The following is a 21,972-nucleotide window of genomic DNA, read 5'->3' on the forward strand; positions in this document are numbered from 1 at the left end:
TGAACAGTGAATCAAGTTTCGCGGCCTTCTCGCGCCCTGCCGCTTTGCCTAGACTAGGTTCCGTCCACCCCCTATTCCCAGGAGACACGCATGACCACGGTTCCCGCCTATACGTCCGACGCCGACGTCGGCCACTACCTCGACGGCGCGCCCGTCGCCGGCCGCAGCGGCCGCTTCCAGGACGTCTTCAATCCCGCGCTCGGTCGCGCGGTGCGCCGCGTCGCGCTCGCCGGCCACGACGAAGTCGAACGGGCCGTCGCGTCGGCCCGTGCCGCGTTCCCGGCCTGGGCCGACACGCCGCCGATCCGCCGCGCGCGCGTGCTGCACCGCTTCCTGCAGCTGATGAACGAGCACCGCGACACGCTCGCGGCGATCATCACCGCCGAGCACGGCAAGGTGTTCTCGGACGCGCAGGGTGAAGTCGCACGCGGCATCGACATCATCGAATTCGCGTGCGGCGTGCCGCAACTGCTGAAAGGCGACTTCACCGACCAGGTCAGCACCGGCATCGACAACTGGACGATGCGCCAGCCGCTCGGCGTCGTCGCGGGCATCACGCCGTTCAACTTCCCGTGCATGGTGCCGTGCTGGATGTTCCCGGTCGCGCTCGCGACGGGCAACACGTTCGTGCTGAAGCCGAGCGAGCGCGACCCGTCGGCCGCGCTGTTCATCGCCGACCTGCTCACGCAGGCAGGCCTGCCCGCCGGCGTGTTCAACGTCGTGCAGGGCGACAAGGGCGCGGTCGATGCCCTCCTCGACCACCCGGACGTGCAGGCCGTCAGCTTCGTCGGTTCGACGCCGATCGCGGCCTACGTGCAGCAGCGCGCGGTGCAGTCGGGCAAGCGCGTGCAGGCGCTCGGCGGCGCGAAGAATCACCTCGTCGTGATGCCCGATGCGAACATCGACCAGGCCGTCGACGCGCTGATCGGCGCCGCGTACGGCTCGGCCGGCGAGCGCTGCATGGCGATCAGCATCGCGGTGCTGGTCGGCGACGTGGCCGACAAGATCGTGCCGGCCGTCGCCGAGCGCGCGCGCAAGCTGGTGATCGGCGACGGGATGTCGCCGGAAGTCGAGATGGGCCCGATCGTCACCGGCGAAGCGTTGAAGCGCATCGAAGGCTATATCGAGCAAGGCGTGAACGAAGGCGCGCAACTGGTGGTCGACGGCCGCGGGCTGCGCGTGCCGGGCCGCGAGGCAGGCTTCTTCACCGGCGGCACGCTGTTCGATCACGTGAAACCCGACATGCGGATCTACAAGGAAGAGATCTTCGGGCCGGTGCTCGGCTGCGTGCGCGTGAAGGATTTCGGCGAAGCGGTCGACCTGATCAACGCGCACGAGTTCGGCAACGGCGTGTCGTGCTTCACGAGCGACGGCGGGATCGCGCGCGAATTCGCGCGGCGCATCCAGGTGGGGATGGTCGGCATCAACGTGCCGATTCCGGTGCCGATGGCATGGCACGGCTTCGGCGGCTGGAAGAAGAGCCTGTTCGGCGACATGCACGCGTACGGCGAGGAAGGCGTGCGCTTCTACACGCGCCAGAAGTCGGTGATGCAGCGCTGGTCGTCGAGCATCGGCAAGGGCGCCGAATTCGCGATGCCGACCGCGAAGTAAGCCGGCCGGAGCGCCCTCCGCCGCCGCGTTCGGCGGGCGGCGCACCGGCAGCCGGGATCAACCGGCCTTCGTGCCGTGCGCGCCGTCGGCGGTCGGCAGGTACGACAGCTCGAGCCGGTACGCGAGCGCGACGAACAGGCTCTGCGCGAGGCCCATCGTGGCCGTCAGCGCACGAAAACCGAACGTCGCGCTGTCCTGCACCATCAGCGTCACTTCCGCCTCCCGCGCGAGCGGGCTCATCCGGCTGTCGGTGATCGCGATCAACCGCGCGCCGCGCTGCGCGGCCTGCTGCGCGACCTGCACGGTCTCGTCCGCATACGGCATGAACGAGATCGCGATCATCACGTCGCCCTCGCGCACGGACCGGATCTGGCCGAGATGCATGCTGCCGAGCGCGCTGAACAGCCCGATGCGCTTGTCCGTGTGCTGCAACGCATAGTCGAGATACACGGCGATCGGGAACGCGCGCCGCGACCCGGCGATCCAGATCGCCTGCGTATCGGCGAGCAGGTCGACGGCCTGCGCGAGCGCCTGCGAATCGAGCGTCTGCCGCAACTGCTGCATCCCGGCAATGCTGCCCTTGATGAATTCGTCGGCGATCTGTTCGGGCTGCAGGCTCGACGAGCCGGCCTCGATCACGTCGCGCAGCCGCAGGTTGTACGCGCGCCCCGGCGCGATCTGCTGCGCGAGCCCTTCGCGGAACAGCCGCTGCATCTCGGAGAACCCGGAGAAGCCGAAGTGCTTCGCGAAGCGCACGACGGCCGACGGCTGCACGCCGCAGGCCTCCGCGAGCGACTGGATGCCTTCCAGCCCAAGCTGGTCCCGATGCGTTTCCACGTGGCGCGCGATCACCTTCAGGCGATTGCTGAGGCCGTCGTACTCCTGCGTCAGGTGCTGCAGGAACGCCTCGACGGTGGCGGGAGGTTTCTCGGATGAACTCATCGGATAGCGCGAAGTTGACGGCCCCGGTGCGCGCGCGTGGCTGGCCGGCGCGGCCCGGGGCTCGACTGGATACATGCATGAAGGGCGAATTTAATCACGTTTGCGGCACGGCCCGCGCCGCCTGCTCGCTCCCACGCGCTCGATCATCACTTGCACACGCTCCACGGCAAGACTGGAAACGATTGTCCAACGCGCTCGCGGCGTCGTAAAGATTAGGGCGTCTACCGAGGCCGGCGGTCGCGAAAAAACGCGACCAAACGCGACGACGCGCGGCACAGCCGGCCCGCCCCCGTTTCAACGATAGTCGACCCACACGCTGCCCGCATCGGCCGAACGCACGCAATTCTCGACCCACCGTACGCCCTCGACGCCGGCGTGCACGTCCGGAATACGGATGGCCTTCACCGCCGCCATGTCGCCGCGATCGGCCGCGTCCATTGCGAGCGCGAAGCGCGCGTAGAGGTTCGACCAGGCCTCGAACAACCCTTCCGGATGCCCGGCGCCGATGCGGTCTTCGCGCAATGCGTGCGGATGGAGGTACGGCATCCCGCGATCGAGCACCTGCGCGGGCTGCCCCTGGATTTCGTAGCGCAACTGGTTCGGATGCTCGTCCCACCATTCGATGCTCGCCTTCGAGCCGATCACGCGCACCTTCTGCCCGTGCATCGAGCCGGCATTCACCGCGCTCGACCATACGTAGCCGATCGCGCCGGTGTCGTATTCCATGATCGTGAACGCGTTGTCCTCGAGCGGCGCGCGGCTCTTCACGAAGCTCTGCCGCGAACACATCAGCCGCCGGATCTTCAGTGCCGGCGCCATCACCTCGGAGATGTACAGCGGATGCGTGCCGATGTCGCCGAGCACGTAGCTCGGGCCCGCGAACTTCGGATCGACGCGCCAGCGCGCGGCCGCGCTCGCGGCCTCGACGCCCTCGCTGTGAAAGCCGTGCGCGAACTGCATCTGCACGATGCGGATCTCGCCGAGATCGCCGCGCGCGATCATCTCGCGCGCCTGTTCGATCATCTGGTGTCCGGAATAGCCGTACGCGACGCCGACGATCCGGTTCTTCTCGACCGACAGACGCTGCAGCGCCTCGGCCTCTTCGGTCGTGAAGCACAGCGGCTTCTCGCAGACCACGTGCAGCCCCGCGTTCAGCGCGGCGCGGCAGATCTCGAAGTGCGTGTTGTTCGGCGTCGCGATCGACACCGCACGAATGCCGTCGGGGCGACGCGCCTCGGCGTCGAACATCGTCGCGTAGTCGGGATAGCAGCGCTCGGCCGCGACACCGAGCTTCACGCCGAACTGGCGGCCGCGCTCGGGATCGAGGTCGAATGCGCCGGCGACCAGCTGGAAGCTGCCGTCGCGCAGCGCGGCCGACCGGTGGCTGTAGCCGATCTGGCTGCCGAGACCGCCGCCGACCATGCCCCAGCGAATCGAATGGCCAAGCAGAATCTGTCCGTCAATCATGATGGTGGTGTTCCTGGTGCGGGTTCAGGGGATCATGCAAAACCGGCCGACGCGAGAAACGCGCGGCTCGCGGCGACGTCGCGCAGGCTCGTGCCGGCGTTGCGCGGGTCGCGCTCCTGTTCGATCGTGATGTAGCCCGCGTAGCCGATGTCGACGAGCGCCTGGCGGATCGCCGGGTAGTCGAGCACGCCGGTGCCGATCGGGCACATCACGCCGCGCGCGCAGGCCGCGAAGAACGCGATGTGCTCGCCCATCACCGCGTCGTATACGGCCGCGTCGATATCCTTGAAGTGCACGTAGTCGAGCCGTGCCGCATGGCGGCGCAACCACGTTTCGGGGTCCATGCCCGAGTAATACAGGTGGCCGGTGTCGAGACACAGGCCCGCCGTGTCGGCCGGCATATCGGCGACGATCCGGTCGATCTCGTCCGCGAACTCGATGTAGCCACCCGCATGCGGATGGATCACCGCGCGCACGCCGAACTCGTCGCGCGCGATCGTCGCGATCTGCCGGATATGGTCGACCATCCGCGCCCAGCGCTCGGCGGACAGCCGCGGCGCGCGATCGCCGTGGCCGGCCGCGTAGTCGCGTTCCTCGTGGCCCCAGTCCATCACGACCAGGTATGGCGCCGCGTAGCGCTGGCCGTCCTGCGTCGGCAGCTTCGGCAGTTGCGTGATCAGCGCGCAGATGTCGCGCGTCTGGCGCAGCAGGTTCGGCAGGTTCTCCGGCGACACGAGATCGTCGAAGATCGTGCCGGCCGTGATGCTCAGGCGTTGCCGTTCGAGCTCCGCGCTCACCGCGTCGAGATCGAGCGGGATGTAGCCGTACGGCCCGAGCTCGATGCCCGAGTAGCCGGCCTGCGCGGCCTCGGCAAGCACGTGCCGCCACGGCGGCAGGTGCGGGTTCTTCACGTCGTCGACGCCCCAGCAGCAGGGCGCGCAGCCAATCTTCATCGTCATGTCGGTCGGTCCGGCAAGTAAGCGGCGCGCAGCCGCGGGTCAGCCGCGATAGAACGCGGGACGCTCGGCCATCGCGATCGGCTCGACCGCGCCGCTCTGCTGGGCCCGCACGCACGCGTCGGCCGCGACCGCCGCCGCGTAGCCGTCCCACGCGGACGGCCCGGTCAGCGCGCCCTGCCGCACACCGTCGATGAACGCCTGCAACTCGACGTCGTACGACGCGATGAAGCGCTCCTTCCAGTCGGTCATGATCTCGACCGACTGCCGCGCCGCATGCTTGAGCCCGACGGCGGGCGGATCGGGCAGCTTCGCGATGCCCTGCTCGCCGACCACCTCGCACTGGATGTCGTAGCCGTACTGGCAGTTCACGAAGATCTCGACGTCGATGCGCACGCCGCTCGCGGTCTCCAGCAGCACGATCTGCGGATCGGCGAGATGCGCGCTCGCATGGCGCGTCTTCTTCGGATAGACGACCTGCGCGCTCGTGTAGTCCTCGCCGAGCAGCCAGCGCAGCACGTCGAGTTCGTGGATCAGCGTGTCGGTGATCGCCATGTCGGTCGTGTAGCGCTCGCCGACCGACTGGTTGCGGTGCGCGCAATGCAGCATCAGCGGCGCGCCGATCTGGCCGCTGTCGATCACGCGCTTGAGCGCGCGATAGCCTTCGTCGTACGGCCGCATGAAGCCGACCTGCACGAGCCGCTTGCCGTGCGCGACTTCCGCTTCGACGATCCGCATGCAGCCGTCGGCCGTGACGGCCAGCGGCTTCTCGCAGAACACCGGCTTGCCGTGCGCGATCGCGCCGAGCACGAACGCTTCGTGCGTCGGCCCCCACGACGTGACGAGCACGGCCTGCACGTCGGCGGCCGCGACCACTTCGTGGCCGTCGCCGTAGATCTCGGCGTCGAGCCCGTACTTCGTCACCGCATCGCGCGCCTGCTGCGGATCGATGTCGTTGACGGCCACGACGCGCGCGCCGGACAGCGTGCGGGTCAGTCTGCGGATGTGGTCCTGGCCGATCGCGCCGCAGCCGATCACGCCGATTTGCAAGGTCATGCAGTTCTCTCCAGTCGTTCGTTCATCAGCGACGCGGCCCGTGCCGCGCCGGTCAGTCATCGGTCATCAGCCGTTCAGCGCACGGTGCGATCGAAATGGCGATCGACGTAGCGCTGGATCGCGTCGCGCATGTAGCGCGACGAGGCTTCCGCGCGGTCTTCCCACGCGAACACGCACGACGACATCACGCCGTCGAAACCGGCCGCGCCGAGCGCGCGGAAAAACACGTCCCAGTCGATCTCGCCCTGCCCGATGTCGAGATGCTGGTGCACGCGGATCTGGTTCGAGCCGGGCGGGTTCACGATGTAGCGCAGCTGGCTGCTCTTGCGGTGGTCGAACGTGTCGGCCACGCGTACGTGCGCGAGGATCGGCGCGGCCTGCGCGATCATCGCGGCCATGTCGTCGCCGTAGTAGAACGTGTGCGGCGCGATGTACGACAGCTTCAGCGACGGCGAACCGAGGTTCGTGACGATGTCGATCGCCGGCTGCAACTGCTCGATCCAGTCCTCCGGATGCGGCTCGACCGACAGCACGATGCGTTCGCGCTCGAGGATCGGCAGCAGCTCGTCCATCGAGCGGAACCACGCGGCCTCGCACATCTCCTTCGGGTTCGCGCCCGGCCGCTCGCCGACCGAACGCTCGGTCGACGCGCCGCGCCCGAACTCCGACACCATCAGCGGGCACTCCATCTCGACTGCCACCTCGATCGCCTTCTTCCAGCAGCGCACCGCCCATTGCCGCTCGTCGTCGAACGGGCTTGCCCAGCGGTACATCGGCTGCAGCGACGCGAGGCCGACGCCGCTCGCGCGCAGCGCCTGGCGGAACGCGGCCATGCGTTCCCGCGTCGCGCGCGGCATCACCCACCAGTCGAGAAAGTCGCTGCGCGGCGACAGCTCGATCTGGTCGTAGCCGAGCTCGGCCACCGCGTGCGGCAGCCGGTCGAGCGGCAGATGGCGAATCATGTAGGGGTCCAGCGCGATCTTCATCGGTTGTCCTATGCGAAGTCTGATTTCGGGATCACGCGCGCGCTCAACGGCGCGACTTCTTGTTGCGGTACTGGTCGGCGATCACGGCCGCGACGATGATCGCGCCCTTCACCATCTCCTGGTAGTACGCGTCGATGCGGATGAACGTGAAGCCCGACGTCATCACGCCGAGGATCAGCACGCCGATCACGGTGCCCGTCACGCGGCCGAGGCCGCCCGACAGCGACGTGCCGCCGATCACGACGGCCGCGATCGCATCGAGCTCGTACATCACGCCCATGCCCGACTGGCCGGAGATCGCGCGCGCGGCCGTCACCGTGCCGGCGATCCCGCTCAGCAGGCCCGCGATCGCATAGACGAACACCAGGTGCCGCGTGACGTTGATGCCCGACACGACGGCCGCATGGCGGTTCGCGCCGATCGCATAGGTGTACTTGCCGAAGCGCGTATAGCGCAGCACGACGTGGAAGATCGCGGCGATCACGAGAAAGATGATCACCGGGTTGGCGCCCGCGCCGATCGCCGCGAACTGGTCGGTCAGCATCGACACCGGCATCCCGTTGGTGAACCACTTCGCGAAGCCGCGCGCGGCGACCATCGTGCCGAGCGTCGCGATGAACGGCGGGATGCCCGTCATCGCGATCAGCGAGCCGTTCAGCAGGCCGACCAGCAGCCCGACGCACACGCCGGCCAGCACCGGCCAGATGATCGGCAAGTCGGTGAGGTGCGGAAACACCGCGCGCGGGAAGTCGGACACCTGCGCGAGGCTCGCCGACACGACGGCCGCCGCCGCGACGACCGACCCCGACGACAGGTCGATCCCGCTGGTGATGATCACGAGGTTCACGCCGACCGCGATGATGCCGATCACGGCCATCTGCAGCACGATGATCTCGAGCCGCTCGGTATTGAACAGGAAGCTCTGGCCGACGACGATCCAGCCGACGATCTCGAAGAACAGGCTGATGCCGACCAGCACGAGGAAGATGCTCAGTTCGGGCGGCCACTTCGTATGCCGCGACTTGAGTGTCATGGTCTGCGCATCCGCGACCGGGTTCAGGTTGCCCATTTCAGTTGTCTCCAATCTTGTTTCGGCTCAGCGCGACGCGAGATCCATGATGCGGACCTGGTCGGCGTCCTTGCGATCGACGATGCCGGTCATGCGCCCTTCGTGCATCACCATCACGCGATCGCTCATCCCGAGCACTTCCGGCATTTCCGACGAGATCATCAGCACCGCGACGCCCTTGCCCGCGAGCGCGCTGACGAGCCGGTGAATCTCGGCCTTCGCGCCGACGTCGATGCCGCGGGTCGGTTCGTCGAGAATCAGGATGCGCGGCTGCGTGAGCAGCCACCGGCCGATCAGCACCTTCTGCTGGTTGCCGCCCGACAGGTTCTGGATTTCCTCGTGCAGCCCGGGCGATTTCACGCGCAGCATCCGGCTCATTTCCTCGCAGTCGCGCTTCAACTGCGCCTGCTGCACGAAATTGAACTTCACGTAGCGGTGGCTGAGCACCGCCGCTTCCATGTTCGCGAGCAGGTCGAGATTCAGGAAGCAGCCGGAATCCTTGCGGTCCTCGGTGAGGAACGCCATCCCGTGCTTCATCGCCTGCGCGGGCGTCGCGATCCGCACCGGCTTGCCGTCGATGCGGATTTCGCCCGAGGTGGCCGGCACGACGCCGAACAGCGCCTCCGCGACGTTCGAGCGCCCCGAGCCGACGAGGCCGGCGACGCCGAGAATTTCGCCCGCGCGCAGCTCGAAGCTCACGTCGCGGAACACGCCGTCGACGCAGAGATCCTTCACCGACAGCACGACGTCGCCGATCGGCACGTCCTCCTTCGGGAACATCTGCGTGATCTCGCGCCCGACCATCATGCGGATGATGTCGTCGCGCGTGACGTCGCTCGACGCATGCGTGCCGATGTACTTGCCGTCGCGGAACACCGAGAACTCGTCGGCGATCTCGAACAGCTCGTTCATCTTGTGCGTGATGTAGACGATGCCCTTGCCCTGCTCGCGCAGCTGGCGAATGATCCGGAACAGGTGCGTGACTTCCTTGTCGGTCAGCGCGGAGGTCGGCTCGTCCATGATCAGCACGTCCGAGTCGAACGACACGGCCTTCGCGATCTCGACCATCTGGCGGCTCGCGACCGTCAGCGTGCGCACGTCGGTTTCCGGATCGATGTCGATCGACAGCCGCTCGAACAGCGCGGCCGTGCGGCGGCGCAGCTCGGCGTGATCGATCAGGCCGAAGCGGTTCTTCGGTTCGCGGCGGATCCAGATGTTCTCCGCGACCGTCATGTACGGCATCAGGTTGAGTTCCTGATGGATCATCGCGATCCCGCGGTCGAGCGCGTCGAGCGGGCCGTTCAGCACGACCGGTTCGCCGTTGATCAGGATTTCGCCCTGGTCGGGCGTGTAGACGCCCGCGATGATCTTCATCAGCGTGGACTTGCCGGCGCCGTTCTCGCCCATCAGCGCATGAACGGTGCCGCGGCGCACGCGGAACTGCACGCCGTCGAGCGCGACGACGCCGGGAAAGGACTTGCCGACCCCGCGCACCTCGAGCACGCAGTCGGCCGCGGAAGGCGGCGGCGAACCGGACGCGCCGGCCGCCCCGGACGAAGCGGCCGGCGCGTCGCCGGCGGCCATCGGGCGCGCGATCCTGGCTGTAAACATGGACGTTCCTCGACAAGTCGCGCGCGAACCCGGCGTACCGGGCCCGCGCAGTTCAACGGAAAAACCGGTCAGTGCTTCGCGTACTGGTTCATGTTGTCGGGCGTCACGAGCTCGAACGGCACGTTCACGTAGCGATCGACGGGCTGCTTCTTCGCGAGCTTGAGCGCCGCGGCCACCGCCTGCGCGCCCTGCCCGGTCGCGTTCTGGTACACCGACACCTTCAGCTCGCCGGCCTTCATCGCGGCAAGCCCGTCCGGCGTCGCGTCGATGCCGGCGACGACGGTCTTCGGCGTGAGCTTGCGCGCGGCCTTCAGCGCGTTGATCGCGCCGATCGCCATTTCGTCGTTGTTCGACACGATCGCGTCGAACTTGGTCCCGGAGCTCAGCCAGTTCATCGTGATGTCCTGGCCCTGCGTGCGGCTCCACTTGCCTTCGCGCTTGTCGACGATCTTCATGCCCGCGCAATCCTTCGTCGCGATCACGTCCTCGATGTCCTTGGTGCGGGCGCGCGCCGATTCGTTGGACAGCTCGCCCATCAGCACGAGGATGTCGCCCTTGCCGCCGAGCAGCTTGCACACCTGGCGCGCCTGCAGCGTGCCCGACTGCTTTTCGTCGGAGGCGACGACCGCGACGCCGGCCGGCAGCTTGTCGAAATCGACCGGCTTGCGGTTCACGTAGACGAGCGGGATCTTCGCGGCGGTCACCATCTTCGTGATCTTCGGCGTCGCGTCGGTATCGACCGCGTTCACGATGATCGCGTCGACCTTCTGCGCGATCATGTTCTGGACCTGGCTCAACTGCTTGCCGACGTCGTTGCCGCCGTCCTCGATCTGCACCGTCGCGCCGTCCTTCTTCGCCGAATCGGCGATGCTGTTGCGCAGGATGGTCAGGAATGTGTCGTCGAACGATGCCATCGTCACGCCGATCTTCTCGGCATGCGCGAGCGGCGCAGCCAGGATCGCGGCGGCCGCGACGGCCATCAGCTTGGTCTTCATGATCAATCTGTCTCCTCATCTCCGGGGGGCGGAAGACGGCGCGTTGCGCGCCGCCGGGCCGAGTCCGATCGGGTCCGATCGGGACTGAAGCATCCGGATGAAACTGTAGATCACTTCCTCGAAAATTTGGAAATTTATTTCTACGTGATTTCACCTAGGGAACTGGATTTCCAAAAAGTCTAGACTCCGTTCCGTAGCCCGAATCCCGGCGACAGGCAGCCTCGCGTCGTGCAGCACCTGCTGCGGACAGCCGTCGCCGGATCGGTCCTCTAATCTGCCGGCAGCGCCGAACGCCGGCCGCGAGCGTGACACGTGATATGAGCCTGCTGAACTTTCCGAGTGACCGCCCCATCGATCTCGCCTGCCTCGGCCGCGTGGCCGTGGATCTCTATGCGCAGCAGTACGGCAGCCGCCTCGAGGACGCGCGCAGCTTCCAGATGTATCTCGGCGGCTCGTCGGGCAACGTCGCGTTCGGCGTCGCGCGGCTCGGGCTGAAGACCGCGATGATTTCGCGCGTCGGCGACGAGCAGATGGGCCGCTTCCTGCGCGAGACGCTCGAGCGCGAAGGCTGCGACACGAGCCAGTTGCAGACCGACCGCGAGCGCCTCACCGCGCTGGTGCTGCTCGGGCTGAAGGATCGCGATACGTTTCCGCTGCTGTTCGTGCGCGAGAACTGCGCGGACATGGCCGTGCGCGCCGACGAGATCCGCGAGGACTTCATCGCCGGTTGCCGCGCGCTCGCGATCACCGGCACGCATCTGTCGACGCCGGGTACGCGCGAGGCGTCGCTGACCGCGTTGACGTATGCGCGTAGCCACGGCACGGTGCGCATCCTCGACATCGACTACCGGCCGGTGCTGTGGGGACTGACCGCACGCGGCGCCGGCGAAAACCGCTACGTGCCCGACGCGCAGGTGACGCGGCAGTTGCAGCAGGTGCTCGGCGAATTCGACCTGCTGGTCGGCACGGAGGAAGAATTCCTGATCGCGGGCGGCGTGCCGCACGACCTGATCGGGTCGTTGCAGGCGGTGCGCGCGATCACGAACGCGACGCTGGTCGTCAAGCGCGGTGCGCTCGGCTGTTGCGTGATCGAAGGCGACATTCCGGCCAGCATCGACGCTGCGCCGACCTTTCTCGGCGAGCGCGTCGAGGTGCTCAACGTACTCGGCGCGGGCGACGCATTCCTGTCGGGCCTGCTGTCGGGGCTGCTGCGCGGGCGCGACTGGGCCGAATCGACGCGCATCGCGAACGCGTGCGGCGCGATCGTCGTGTCGCGCCACGCATGCTCGGCCGCGATGCCGACGCCGGCCGAACTCGCGCACTGGTTCGACGGCAGCCGCAATCCGCAGGTCGATGCCGACCGCACGCTCGCGCACCTGCATCGCGTGACGGTGCCGCGCCGCGACTGGGACGACCTGTGCGTGATGGCGTTCGACCATCGCAGCCAGTTCTACGAGCTCGCGGTGCAGGCCGGCGCGGACGAAGCGCGGATCAAGACGCTGAAGCGCCTGCTCGTGCGCGCGGTCGAACAGGTCGAGCGCGATCGCGGCATCGCCGGCCACGTCGGCGTGCTGATCGACGGCGGCGCGTACGGCAGCGACGCGCTCGCGTCGGCCACCGGGCGCGGCTGGTGGGTCGGCCGTCCGGTCGAGCTGCCGGGCTCGCGCCCGCTGCGGTTCGACGACACGCGCTCGGTCGGCTCGTCGCTCACGCACTGGCCGACCGAACAGGTCGTGAAGTGCCTGGTTCACTATCACCCCGACGACCCCGTCGACCTGCGCGTCGAGCAGGAGCAGCGCGTGCTGGAACTGTGGGAAGCCACGCGTGCGAGCGGCAACGAGCTGCTGCTGGAGATGATTCCGCCGCGCGCGGTCACGCCGGCCGGCACCGAGGACGACGCGGTGCTGCGCACCGTCGCGCGCTTCTACAACCTCGGCGTGAAACCCGAATGGTGGAAGCTCACGCCGCTCACCGCCGACGGCTGGACGCGGCTCGCCGCGCTGATCGCCGAGCGCGACCCGTATTGCCGCGGCGCGGTGATCCTCGGGCTGAACCAGCCGCTGCAATACCTCGTCGACAGCTTCCGCTCGGCGACCAACCCGATCGTCAAGGGCTTCATGGTCGGCCGCACGCTGTGGGCCGATGCGTCGCTGAACTGGTTCGCGGGCCGGATCGACGATCAGGCGCTGATCGACGAAGTGGCCGGCAATTTCGCGCAACTGGTCGACGCGTGGCTCGGCCGCCGGGCCGCCGCCCGCGCCGCCGCGGCCTGATGCCTCCGTTCGTGACGACCACCCGACTTCTCTCTATCGACCGACGATGACCACCACCGTAAGACTGACCGTCAGCCAGGCGCTCGTGCGCTACCTGGCCGCCCTGCGCGCCGAAGTCGTCCAGCCCGACGGCCGCACCGAGATCCTGCCGTACTGCGGCGGCGTGTTCGCGATCTTCGGCCACGGCAACGTGGCCGGGCTCGGCGAAGCGCTGCACGCGGAGAAGGATCGGCTGCCGACGTTTCGCGCGCACAACGAACAAGGAATGGCCAACGCGGCCGTCGCGTTCGCGAAGGCGAATTTCCGCCAGCGGATGATGGCCGCGACGTCGAGCATCGGCCCCGGCGCGACCAACATGCTGACCTCGGCCGCGCTCGCGCACGTCGGCCGCCTGCCGCTGCTGCTGCTGCCCGGCGACGTGTTCGTGTCGCGGCTGCCCGACCCCGTGTTGCAGCAGGTCGAGGATTTCGAACAGGGCGACGTCAGCGCGAACGACTGCTTCCGGCCCGTGACGCGCTACTTCGACCGCATCACGTCGCCCGAGCAACTGCTCGTCGCGCTGCCGCGCGCGATCCAGGTGATGACCGATCCCGCGCAGTGCGGCCCCGTCTGTCTCGCGCTGCCGCAGGACGTGCAGACCTTCGCGTACGACTGGCCCGAGGCGTTCTTCGCGCCGCCGCTGATCCGGATGCGCCGCCCGCCGGCCGACGCGCTCGAGCTCGCCGATGCGCTCGACGTGCTGAAGGCCGCGAAGAAGCCGCTGATCGTCGCCGGCGGCGGCGTGCTGTACAGCCAGGCGTGGGACGCGCTGCGCGCGTTCGCCGACACGCATGGCGTACCGGTCGCCGAATCGCAGGCCGGCAAGGGCAGCCTCGCGTGGGATCACCCGCTGAACCTCGGCTCGATCGGCGTGACGGGCTCGCCCGCCGCGAACCGCGCGGCCGCGCAGGCCGACGTCGTGTTCGCGGTCGGCACGCGGCTGCAGGATTTCACGACCGGTTCGCACGCGCTCTACGGCGACGCGACGCTGCTGAGCCTGAACGTGCAGCCGTTCGACGCGGGCAAGAAACGCGGCCGGCAACTGGTGGCCGATGCGCGCACGGGCCTCGGCCAATTGTCGGCCGCGCTGGCCGGCTGGCGCGCCGACCCGGCGTGGACCGCCGCGAGCCGCGACCAGGCCGCCGCGTGGAACGCGCGCGTGACGGAGCTGACCACGCGGATTCCGACGGACACGCTGCCGTACGACGCGGAAGTGATCGGCGCGGTGCGCGACTCCGCGGCCGACGCGGGCCTCGACAGCGCGCGCGACGATCTCGTCGTGTGCGCGGCCGGCACGCTGCCGGCGGAGTTGCACAAGCTGTGGCGCAGCGGCGTGCCGGGCAACTACCACATGGATTACGCGTATTCGTGCATGGGCTACGAAGTCGCGGGCGGCCTCGGCGCGAAGCTCGCGCGGCCCGAGCGCGAAGTGATCGTGATCGTCGGCGACGGCTCGTACATGATGCTCAACGCCGAACTCGCGACCTCCGTGATGCTCGGCCGCAAGCTGATCGTCGTGATCCTCGACAACCGCGGCTACGGCTGCATCGAGCGGCTGCAACTGAATTGCGGCGGCGCGAGCTTCAACAACATGCTCGACGACTGCGTGCCCGAAGGCGGCGAACGCTCGACGATCGACTTCGCGATGCACGCGCGCGCGATGGGCGCCGAAGCCGTGCACGTGCGCGACATCGGCGAATTGCGCGACGAAATGAAACGTGCCCGCGCGGCGAAGAAGAGCCAGGTGCTCGTGATCGACACCACGCACCGTCGCACGACCGACGACGGCGGCGCATGGTGGGAAGTCGCGGTGCCGCAGGTGTCCGAACGCGCGGGCGTCGTGGACGCACACCGTGCGTATCTCGACGCGAAAACCCGCCAGCGACGCTGAGCCGCCCCCCTTTCCATCGGCCGCGCCGACACAACTACATTCGAATCAAGGAAGCACGTCATGAGCTGGAACGTCCGCATCGGTATCAACCCCCTGTCGTGGATGAACGACGACCTGCCGTCGCTCGGCGGCGAGACGCCGCTCGAAACGGCGCTGAAGGAAGGCGCCGAAATCGGCTATGCGGGCTTCGAGCTCGGCAACAAGTTTCCGAAGACCGGCCCCGAACTGAAGGCGAAACTCGCCGAATTCGGGCTCGTATGCGTGTCGGGCTGGTATTCGGGCTTCCTCGCGGAGCTCGCGCCGGGCATGACCGACGCCGATGCGGTCGCCGCCGAAATCGAGCGCTGCCGCGCGCACATGACGAAGCTGCAGTACAACGACGTGACGGTGGTCGTGTACGGCGAGTGCGCGGGCACGATCCAGGGCAGCATCGACACGCCGGTCGCGAAGCGGCCGCGTTTCGTCGACGACGCAGCGTGGCGGCGCTATGCCGCGCGCCTCGATGCGTTCGGCGCGCACCTGCTCGACACGTACGGGATCCGGCTTGCCTACCATCACCACATGGGCGCGTACGTCGAATCGCCGGACGACGTCGACCGGTTGATGGCGCTGACCGATCCGGCGAAGGTGTTCCTGCTGTTCGACACCGGCCACGCGTATTTCGGCGGCGCGGCCGACCCGGTCGCACTGCTGAAGAAGCACGTATCGCGCGTGGCGCACGTGCATTGCAAGGACGTGCGGCCGCAGGTGGTCAACCAGGCGCGCAACGACGGCTGGAGCTTCCTGAACGGCGTGATCAACGGCACCTTCACGGTGCCGGGCGACGGCGCGCTCGACTACGACGCGACGCTGCGCACGCTGAAGGACGCCGGCTACGAAGGCTGGCTCGTCGTCGAGGCCGAACAGGACCCGGCCGTCGCGCCGAGCTACGCGTATGCGAAGAAGGGCTACGAGTCGCTGCGCGCGATCGTCGACCGGTTGAGCGCGTGAGCCCGCACGAAGGCGCGTGAGCGCTCGAGCCCTACCCTATTGCGGAGACCCCTTTCATGACGATTTCTCCCCTGCTGGTCAAGGCATCCGCCGACCGCGAAATCTGCAACGTCACGCCCGAATCGGCCGGCTGGCAGCACGTCGGCTTTCGCGCGCTGCGCCTGAAGGCCGGCGATACCGAAACGGTCGCCACCGACACGCGCGAGCTGTGCGTCGTCGTGCTGACCGGCACGGTGCGCGCCGAAGTCGACGGCGAGACCTACGATGCGCTCGGCAAGCGCGACAGCGTATTCGAGGACGTGTCGCCGGACGCGCTGTACGTGCCGGGCGGCAAGACCGTCACGCTGGTCGCGACGCGCGATGCGGAAGTCGCGCTGTGCACCGCGCCGTACGCGAGCGGCGACAAGCCGGTACGGCGCCTCGACGGCGAGCGGATGCGCCGCTCGGTACGCGGCCAGGGCACCAACACGCGCTATGTGTGCGACATCCTGATGGGCGACAATCCGGCCGCCGACCGGCTGCTGGTCGTCGAAGTCGTCACGCCGGCCAGCCATTCGAGCAGCTATCCGCCGCACAAGCACGACCGCGACGCGGCGCCCGACGAAACCTCGCTCGAGGAAACCTACTATCACCGGATCGATCCGCCGCAGGGTTTCGCGTTCCAGCGCGTGTACACCGACGACCGCAGTCTCGACGAGGCATGCGCGGTCGAGAACCACGACGTCGTGATGGTGCCGCGCGGTTACCACCCGGTCGTCGCGCCTCACGGCTACAACCTGTACTACCTGAACGTGATGGCGGGCCCCAGCCGCGCATGGGCGTTCAAGAACGATCCCGCGCACGAGTGGATGCTCGATGCGGCGCCGAAACGCTGAAGCGTTGAAGCGCTGAAGTGCCGAAACACCGAAGCACTGAACGAAACACGGGCCCGCGCGCGGCCCTTGACGATGCGACGCCCGGCGCGCGCGGACAGCGCCGGCAACGCTACGGAGCCGCCATGGTGACGCCCCCTTTTCGCCTCGAAGCCTTCGACGACGATGCGTCGAATCCGGCGCTGCCGCACTTCAACGCGGCCGTCGCGCGCCGCATGGGAGAAATCGCGGTCAACCTCGCGTCGCGACGCGGGCTGCCGATCGCGGTCAGCATCGTGGGCGAGCAGGCGCCGCTGTTCTACTGCGCGCTCGACGGCAGCGACGCGCACGACAGCGACGCGATCCGCCGCCGGCAGAACACGGTGCTGCGGTTCGGCCAGAGTTCGCTCGCGGTCGGCGCGCGCTTTCGGCGGGCCGGCTGGTCGCTGCGGTCGCAGGGCCTGTCGGACGACGACTACGCGCTCGACGGCGGCGGCGTGCCGTTGCGGATCGCCGGCGCCGGCATCGTCGGCGCGATGACGATCGCGGGGCTCGGCTCCGAAGCCGATCACGCGCTCGTCGTCGAATGTTTGCGGTGGCACGTCGGCGCGAATGCGCTGGCGATGAGCGCGTAGCGGCGCGAACGGCGCCCACCCACCGTTCGCGCGGTACCGCGGACGATCAGTTCAACCCGCCGCTCACGACGAGGTGCTCGCCAGTCATCCAGCGCGCATCGTCCGAGGCGAGGAACACGGCGACCGACGCGATGTCGTTCGGCTCGCCGAGGCGGCCGAGCGGCGTCTGGCCGAGCACCTGCGCTTCCAGATCGGAGCCGATGATGCCCGCGCTGTGCGTGCCCTCGGTCACGATCATCCCCGGGTTGATCGCGTTCACGCGGATCTTGCGCGGGCCGAGTTCGAGCGCGAGCACGCCGGTGATCGCGTCGACCGCGCCCTTCGTGCCGCTGTACACGGCGCTGGCCGGCGGCGTGATGCTGGTCACGACCGAACTGATGTTGATGATGCTCGCGCCTTCGCCGAGATGCTTGACCGCCGCCTGCGTGGTCAGCAGCACGCCGAACACGTTCGTGTCGAACTGCCGGCGATAGTGTTCCTCGGTGATCGCTTCGATCGGCGCGAATTCGTACACGCCCGAATTGTTGACGAGCACGTCGAGACGGCCATACGTTTCGATCGCCGTATCGACGATGCGTTGCGCGTCGGCGGCCTTCGACACGTCGCCGCCGACCGAGACCGCGCGGCCGCCCGCTTCGGTGATCGCGCTGACGACCGCGTCCGCGCCTGCCTTGCTGCTCGCGTAGTTGACGACGACCGCCGCGCCTTCGTCGGCCAGTGCCTTCGCGATTGCCGCGCCGATGCCCTTCGATGCGCCCGTGACGATCGCGACCTTGCCTGCCAGCTTGCTCATGATTTCATTCTCCAGTCCGAAGACGTTCGATGGATGGTGCCGGTTGCCGCAGCGAGGCGGTGATGCGTCGTTGCATCGTTGCGTCGCGATGGCGACCGGCCTGACTGGCAATGTACTTGTGCGGCACCGCAGCGATAAAGCGGCTTGAAGCGAATTGACTGGCGGAGTTTGCCGAACAATCGATCGGGCGTCGTCAGCCGGCGCTCAGCCATGCGCGGGCGACTTCGCCGCCCAGCCCGTCGAGCGCGCCGTCGTAGACGATCCGTCCCCGCCCCATCACCGCCACGCGCCGCGCGAGCCGCGGCGCGAGCTGCAACCGCTGCTCGATCAGCACGATCGCGACGCCGTCGGCCTGCAGCGCGGCAAGGCACGCGCCGACTTCATCGACCGCGAGCGGCGCGAGTCCTTCGGCCGGCTCGTCGACGATCAGCACGCGCGGGCGGCCGGCGAGCGCGCGCACCAGCGCGAGCACCTGCTGCTCGCCGCCCGACAACCGCCCCGCCTTCACGTCCGCGCGTGCGGCCAGCAGCGCAAACCGGTCGAACAGGCGGTCGAGCGCCGCGCGTTCGGCCGTGCCGCGCGCGCCGCGCAAACCGAGCCGCAGGTTGTCGCGCACGGTCAGCAGCGGGAACACGTCGCGGCTTTCAGCCACGTAAGCGACGCCGCGCCGCGCGATTTCGAACGTGCGCGCGCCCGTGCATTCGGCGCCGGCGATGCGCACCGAGCCGGCCGTGCGTACGAGCCCCATCACGGCCTTCGCGAGCGTCGAACGCCCCGAGCCGTTGCGACCGAGCAGCGCGAGCGTCTCGCCCGGCGCGAGCGCGAGATCGACGCCGTCGAGCACGGGCTGCGCCCCGTACCACGCGCGCAGCCCGCGAATGTCGAGCACGGCGCTCATGTCGCGCCCTCGCCCAGGTACGCGGCCCGCACGCGCGAATCGGCGCGGATCGCGTCGGGCGCGCCGGTCGCGACCACCGCGCCGCGCACGAGCACCGTGATGCGTTCGGCGAACCCGAACACCGCGTCCATGTCGTGCTCGATCATCAGCACCGTGCGGCCCTGCGTCGTCGCGCGGATCAGCGCGATCATCCGCGCCGCCTGCGCGCGGCTCATGCCGGCCGTCGGCTCGTCGAGCAGCAGCGTACGCGCGCCGCTTGCAAGCGCGATCCCGAGATCGAGCGCGCGCTGCTCCGCATAACTCAGTTCGCCGGCCGGCGTGTCGCGCCGCGCGTCGAGGCCGACGTCGTGCAGCACGCGCGCGGCCGCGAGATCGATCGACGCCGATTCGCGCAGCCGGTTCCACCAGCGCCGCCGTTCGGCCGGCGCATGCAGCGCCGCGCAGCGCAGATTGTCGAATACGGTCAGCCGCGCGAACGCGCTCGTCTGCTGGAAACTGCGGCCGATGCCGAGGCGGCTCGCGACGACCGGCCCGCGTCCGCGCAGCTCGACGCCGTGCAGCACGACACGCCCGCGCGTCGGCCGCGTCGCCCCGGCGATCACGCCGAACAGCGTCGACTTGCCTGCGCCGTTCGGCCCGATCAGCGCGTGACGCTCGCCGGCCGCGATGCTCAAATCCACACCGTCGAGCACCGTCTGCGCGCCGAAGCGCTGCACGACGCCGTGAAGCGCGATCGCGTTGCCGTTCATCGCGCGTCCTCCCGCGGAGTCGCTGCCGCGTCATGCGCGAGCCGCGCGCGCCAGCCCCACAGCAGTGTGCCGATGCCGGCCGCCGAGCATGCGACGGCCCAGCCGACCGGCGTATCGGCATCGATGCCCCACGCACCGAACGCGAGGCCCGTGCCGTCGTCCTGCGCGAACCGCCACGCATAGCCGAGCTCGGCCGCGCAGACGATCGCGACGCCCCAGAACGCGCACGCGCCGACGCCGCACAGCACGCGCCACCGCTCGGCCGCCGGCGCGCCGCGGCGCAGCGCATGCGCGAGCGTTTGCGCAATGCCGGCGATCCCGCCCGGCGCGGCCACGACGACCGCGACGAACAACACGCCGAGATACAGCGCCCACGCGCGCGACACGCCCGCGACGACGATACTCAGCGCGGTCAGCACGGCCGCGCCGACCGCGGGCCCGAAGAATGCGCCGGTGCCGCCGATCACCGCGGCGATCAGCACGGTCGCCGAGCGCGCCATCGACACGCTGTCGGGCGTCGCGATTTCGACGTCGATCAGCGTCAGCGTGCCGGCGATGCCGGCGAAGAACGATGCGCAGGTCACCATCGCGAGCCGCACGCGGCGCGGATCGGTGCCGAGCGCCGCGACGCGCGCCGGGTTGTCGCGCACCGCGTTCGCGAGCCGCGCGAGCGGCGTGCGCGTCAACGCATGCATCGCGCACGCCGACACGACGCACCACGCGGCGATCACCGCATACGCGTGCGCCGGCGCGCCGAAATAGCCGTTGCCCCACGACGCGCCGCTCGCCCGGTCGATCGGCACGCCGCCGAGGCCGCCGAACCACGCGGGCACGCTCCACGCGGCCGCCGCGACGCATTCGCCGAGCCCGAGCGTGATCATCGCGAACGCGGTGCCGGAGCGGCGCGTCGCCAGCAGCCCGGCGACGAACCCGAAGCCCGCGCCGGCCGCGCCGCCGACGAGCGGCAACAGCGGCAGCGGGCCGCCGACGTGATTGAACCAGTGGGCGGCCGCGAACGCGCCGAGGCCCGCGAACGCCGCATGCCCGAACGACAGCAGCCCGGTCGTGCCGAGCTGCAGGTTGTACGACAGCGCGAGCACGACGAGCGCGGCCGTCTGCGCGAGATAGCCGAGCACCGCGCCGTGCGGCCACAGCCACGCGGGCAGCGCGACGCACGCGGCGAACAGCGCCCAGCGCGCGGATCCGGCCAATGCGCGGCTATGCATCGACACGCTCGCCGAACAACCCGCGCGGTCGCGCGACCAGCACCGCGACGAGCAGCAGGTACGGCACCAGCGGCGCCAGTTGCGCGATCGACACGGCGGCGACGCTATCCGGCAGCGCGATGCCCGTCCATTGCACGAGGTCGCGCAGCGACGTGTCGCTCGCCGCCGCGAAGGTCTGCGCGAAACCGACCGCGAGCGACGCGACGAACGCACCGCCGAGCGAGCCGAGCCCGCCGATCACGACCACCGCGAACACGACCGACCCGACGGTTTCGGCCAGCGAGGGCTCGATTACCGCGAGCGGCGCACCGATCACGCCGGCCAGCGCCGCGAGCGCGGTGCCCGCGCCGAACAGCGCCGTCATCACGCGCGGCACGTCGTAGCCGAGCGCCTCGACGGCCGCGCGATGCGTGAGCGCCGCGCGCACGACGAGCCCGATACGCGACGCACGCAGCAGCACGCCGAGCGCGACCAGCATCGTCGTGGACATCGCCATCATGAACAGCCGGTAGCGCGGCAACGCGAGACCGAACACGGTCACGGGCGCGCCGTCGAACAGCGGCGGCACGGGCGCCGGCAGCGGCGCGAGGCCCCACGCGAGTTTCGCGCCCTCGCCGATCAGGTACGCGAGACCGAAGGTCAGCAGCAGTTCGCTCGTATGGCCGCGCGCCTGCACACGGCGCAGCAGCGCGCGTTCGCAGCCGGCGCCGAGCAGCCCGACCGCGAGCGGCGCGAGCACGAGCGCGGACCAGAAGCCCGCCCAGGCCGCGATGCCGTAGCCGACGTACGCACCGAGCATGTAGAAGCTCGCATGCGCGAAGTTGAGCACGCCCTGCACGCTGAAGATCAGCGTGAGGCCGGCCGACAGCATGAACAGCAGCAAGCCGTAGCTGAGGCCGTTGAAGGCCTGGAGCGCGAACGCGTGCACCGCGTA

19 protein-coding genes are annotated in these 21,972 nt (G+C 69.1%); 6 read left to right on the forward strand and 13 right to left on the reverse strand.

Annotated elements, in window-relative coordinates:
• Positions 1-90: 90 nt before the first annotated feature.
• Positions 91-1,611: a CoA-acylating methylmalonate-semialdehyde dehydrogenase gene (locus H0X91_RS14180; RefSeq protein ID WP_006497757.1), complete on the forward strand. Its 1,521-nt coding sequence runs from the start codon at positions 91-93 to the stop codon at positions 1,609-1,611.
• Positions 1,612-1,668: 57 nt separating this feature from the next.
• Here the strand turns inward: H0X91_RS14180 and H0X91_RS14185 are convergent, their stop codons facing one another.
• From H0X91_RS14185 to H0X91_RS14220, 8 genes are all read right to left on the reverse strand, one after another.
• A complete protein-coding gene (locus H0X91_RS14185; RefSeq protein WP_006488922.1) occupies positions 1,669-2,553 on the reverse strand; it encodes a MurR/RpiR family transcriptional regulator in 885 nt (294 codons plus the stop codon).
• 294 nt (positions 2,554-2,847) lie between these two features.
• Positions 2,848-4,020 (reverse strand): Gfo/Idh/MocA family protein, encoded by a 1,173-nt coding sequence (locus H0X91_RS14190; protein WP_006488917.1) that lies wholly within the window; start codon positions 4,018-4,020, stop codon positions 2,848-2,850.
• Between the two features lie 32 nt (positions 4,021-4,052).
• Positions 4,053-4,979, reverse strand: coding sequence for a TIM barrel protein (locus tag H0X91_RS14195; RefSeq protein ID WP_058901380.1), 927 nt, complete (start codon positions 4,977-4,979; stop codon positions 4,053-4,055).
• 39 nt (positions 4,980-5,018) lie between these two features.
• Positions 5,019-6,032, reverse strand: a complete 1,014-nt coding sequence (locus tag H0X91_RS14200) for a Gfo/Idh/MocA family oxidoreductase (protein WP_196433098.1) — start codon at positions 6,030-6,032, stop codon at positions 5,019-5,021.
• Positions 6,033-6,106: 74 nt separating this feature from the next.
• Positions 6,107-7,018: a sugar phosphate isomerase/epimerase family protein gene (locus tag H0X91_RS14205; protein ID WP_034200676.1), complete on the reverse strand. Its 912-nt coding sequence runs from the start codon at positions 7,016-7,018 to the stop codon at positions 6,107-6,109.
• A gap of 43 nt (positions 7,019-7,061) precedes the next feature.
• Positions 7,062-8,087 carry an ABC transporter permease gene (locus tag H0X91_RS14210; RefSeq protein ID WP_034200677.1) on the reverse strand — a complete coding sequence of 342 codons (1,026 nt, stop codon included), beginning with the start codon at positions 8,085-8,087 and terminating at the stop codon, positions 7,062-7,064.
• Between the two features lie 27 nt (positions 8,088-8,114).
• Positions 8,115-9,698: a sugar ABC transporter ATP-binding protein gene (locus H0X91_RS14215; RefSeq protein ID WP_012492539.1), complete on the reverse strand. Its 1,584-nt coding sequence runs from the start codon at positions 9,696-9,698 to the stop codon at positions 8,115-8,117.
• Between the two features lie 68 nt (positions 9,699-9,766).
• Positions 9,767-10,693, reverse strand: coding sequence for a sugar ABC transporter substrate-binding protein (locus tag H0X91_RS14220; RefSeq protein WP_012492538.1), 927 nt, complete (start codon positions 10,691-10,693; stop codon positions 9,767-9,769).
• Positions 10,694-11,010: 317 nt separating this feature from the next.
• Between H0X91_RS14220 and H0X91_RS14225 the strand changes: the two genes are divergently transcribed.
• The 5 genes from H0X91_RS14225 to H0X91_RS14245 all read left to right on the forward strand — a co-directional run bounded on the left by H0X91_RS14225 (position 11,011) and on the right by H0X91_RS14245 (position 17,372).
• Positions 11,011-12,966 (forward strand): bifunctional 5-dehydro-2-deoxygluconokinase/5-dehydro-2-deoxyphosphogluconate aldolase, encoded by a 1,956-nt coding sequence (locus H0X91_RS14225; protein WP_062884583.1) that lies wholly within the window; start codon positions 11,011-11,013, stop codon positions 12,964-12,966.
• Between the two features lie 46 nt (positions 12,967-13,012).
• Positions 13,013-14,896, forward strand: coding sequence for a 3D-(3,5/4)-trihydroxycyclohexane-1,2-dione acylhydrolase (decyclizing) (gene iolD / locus H0X91_RS14230; protein ID WP_006494057.1), 1,884 nt, complete (start codon positions 13,013-13,015; stop codon positions 14,894-14,896).
• Between the two features lie 60 nt (positions 14,897-14,956).
• Positions 14,957-15,886, forward strand: coding sequence for a myo-inosose-2 dehydratase (gene iolE / locus H0X91_RS14235; RefSeq protein ID WP_006481603.1), 930 nt, complete (start codon positions 14,957-14,959; stop codon positions 15,884-15,886).
• 56 nt (positions 15,887-15,942) lie between these two features.
• Positions 15,943-16,761 carry a 5-deoxy-glucuronate isomerase gene (gene iolB, locus H0X91_RS14240; protein WP_034200680.1) on the forward strand — a complete coding sequence of 273 codons (819 nt, stop codon included), beginning with the start codon at positions 15,943-15,945 and terminating at the stop codon, positions 16,759-16,761.
• Between the two features lie 122 nt (positions 16,762-16,883).
• The gene (locus H0X91_RS14245; RefSeq protein ID WP_062884584.1) at positions 16,884-17,372 is read left to right on the forward strand and encodes a heme-degrading domain-containing protein; all 489 of its coding nucleotides are present in this window, start codon (positions 16,884-16,886) and stop codon (positions 17,370-17,372) included.
• A 46-nt stretch (positions 17,373-17,418) separates the two neighbouring features.
• Here the strand turns inward: H0X91_RS14245 and H0X91_RS14250 are convergent, their stop codons facing one another.
• The 5 genes from H0X91_RS14250 to H0X91_RS14270 form a co-directional block, all read right to left on the reverse strand.
• On the reverse strand, positions 17,419-18,165 hold the full coding sequence (locus H0X91_RS14250) for an SDR family NAD(P)-dependent oxidoreductase (RefSeq protein ID WP_062884585.1): 747 nt from the start codon (positions 18,163-18,165) through the stop codon (positions 17,419-17,421).
• 193 nt (positions 18,166-18,358) lie between these two features.
• Positions 18,359-19,063 carry an ABC transporter ATP-binding protein gene (locus H0X91_RS14255; RefSeq protein WP_062884586.1) on the reverse strand — a complete coding sequence of 235 codons (705 nt, stop codon included), beginning with the start codon at positions 19,061-19,063 and terminating at the stop codon, positions 18,359-18,361.
• The gene (locus tag H0X91_RS14260; RefSeq protein WP_058901375.1) at positions 19,060-19,812 is read right to left on the reverse strand and encodes an ABC transporter ATP-binding protein; all 753 of its coding nucleotides are present in this window, start codon (positions 19,810-19,812) and stop codon (positions 19,060-19,062) included. Before H0X91_RS14260 ends, H0X91_RS14255 begins: the two co-directional genes overlap by 4 nt.
• Positions 19,809-21,038 (reverse strand): branched-chain amino acid ABC transporter permease, encoded by a 1,230-nt coding sequence (locus tag H0X91_RS14265; RefSeq protein WP_062884587.1) that lies wholly within the window; start codon positions 21,036-21,038, stop codon positions 19,809-19,811. Before H0X91_RS14265 ends, H0X91_RS14260 begins: the two co-directional genes overlap by 4 nt.
• Complete coding sequence (locus H0X91_RS14270) at positions 21,031-21,966, reverse strand: branched-chain amino acid ABC transporter permease (protein WP_062884588.1); 936 nt, start codon at positions 21,964-21,966, stop codon at positions 21,031-21,033. Before H0X91_RS14270 ends, H0X91_RS14265 begins: the two co-directional genes overlap by 8 nt.
• Between the last annotated feature and the right edge of the window lie 6 nt (positions 21,967-21,972).

This window comes from Burkholderia sp. 9777_1386 (assembly GCF_015712265.1).
Taxonomy (GTDB): domain Bacteria; phylum Pseudomonadota; class Gammaproteobacteria; order Burkholderiales; family Burkholderiaceae; genus Burkholderia; species Burkholderia cenocepacia.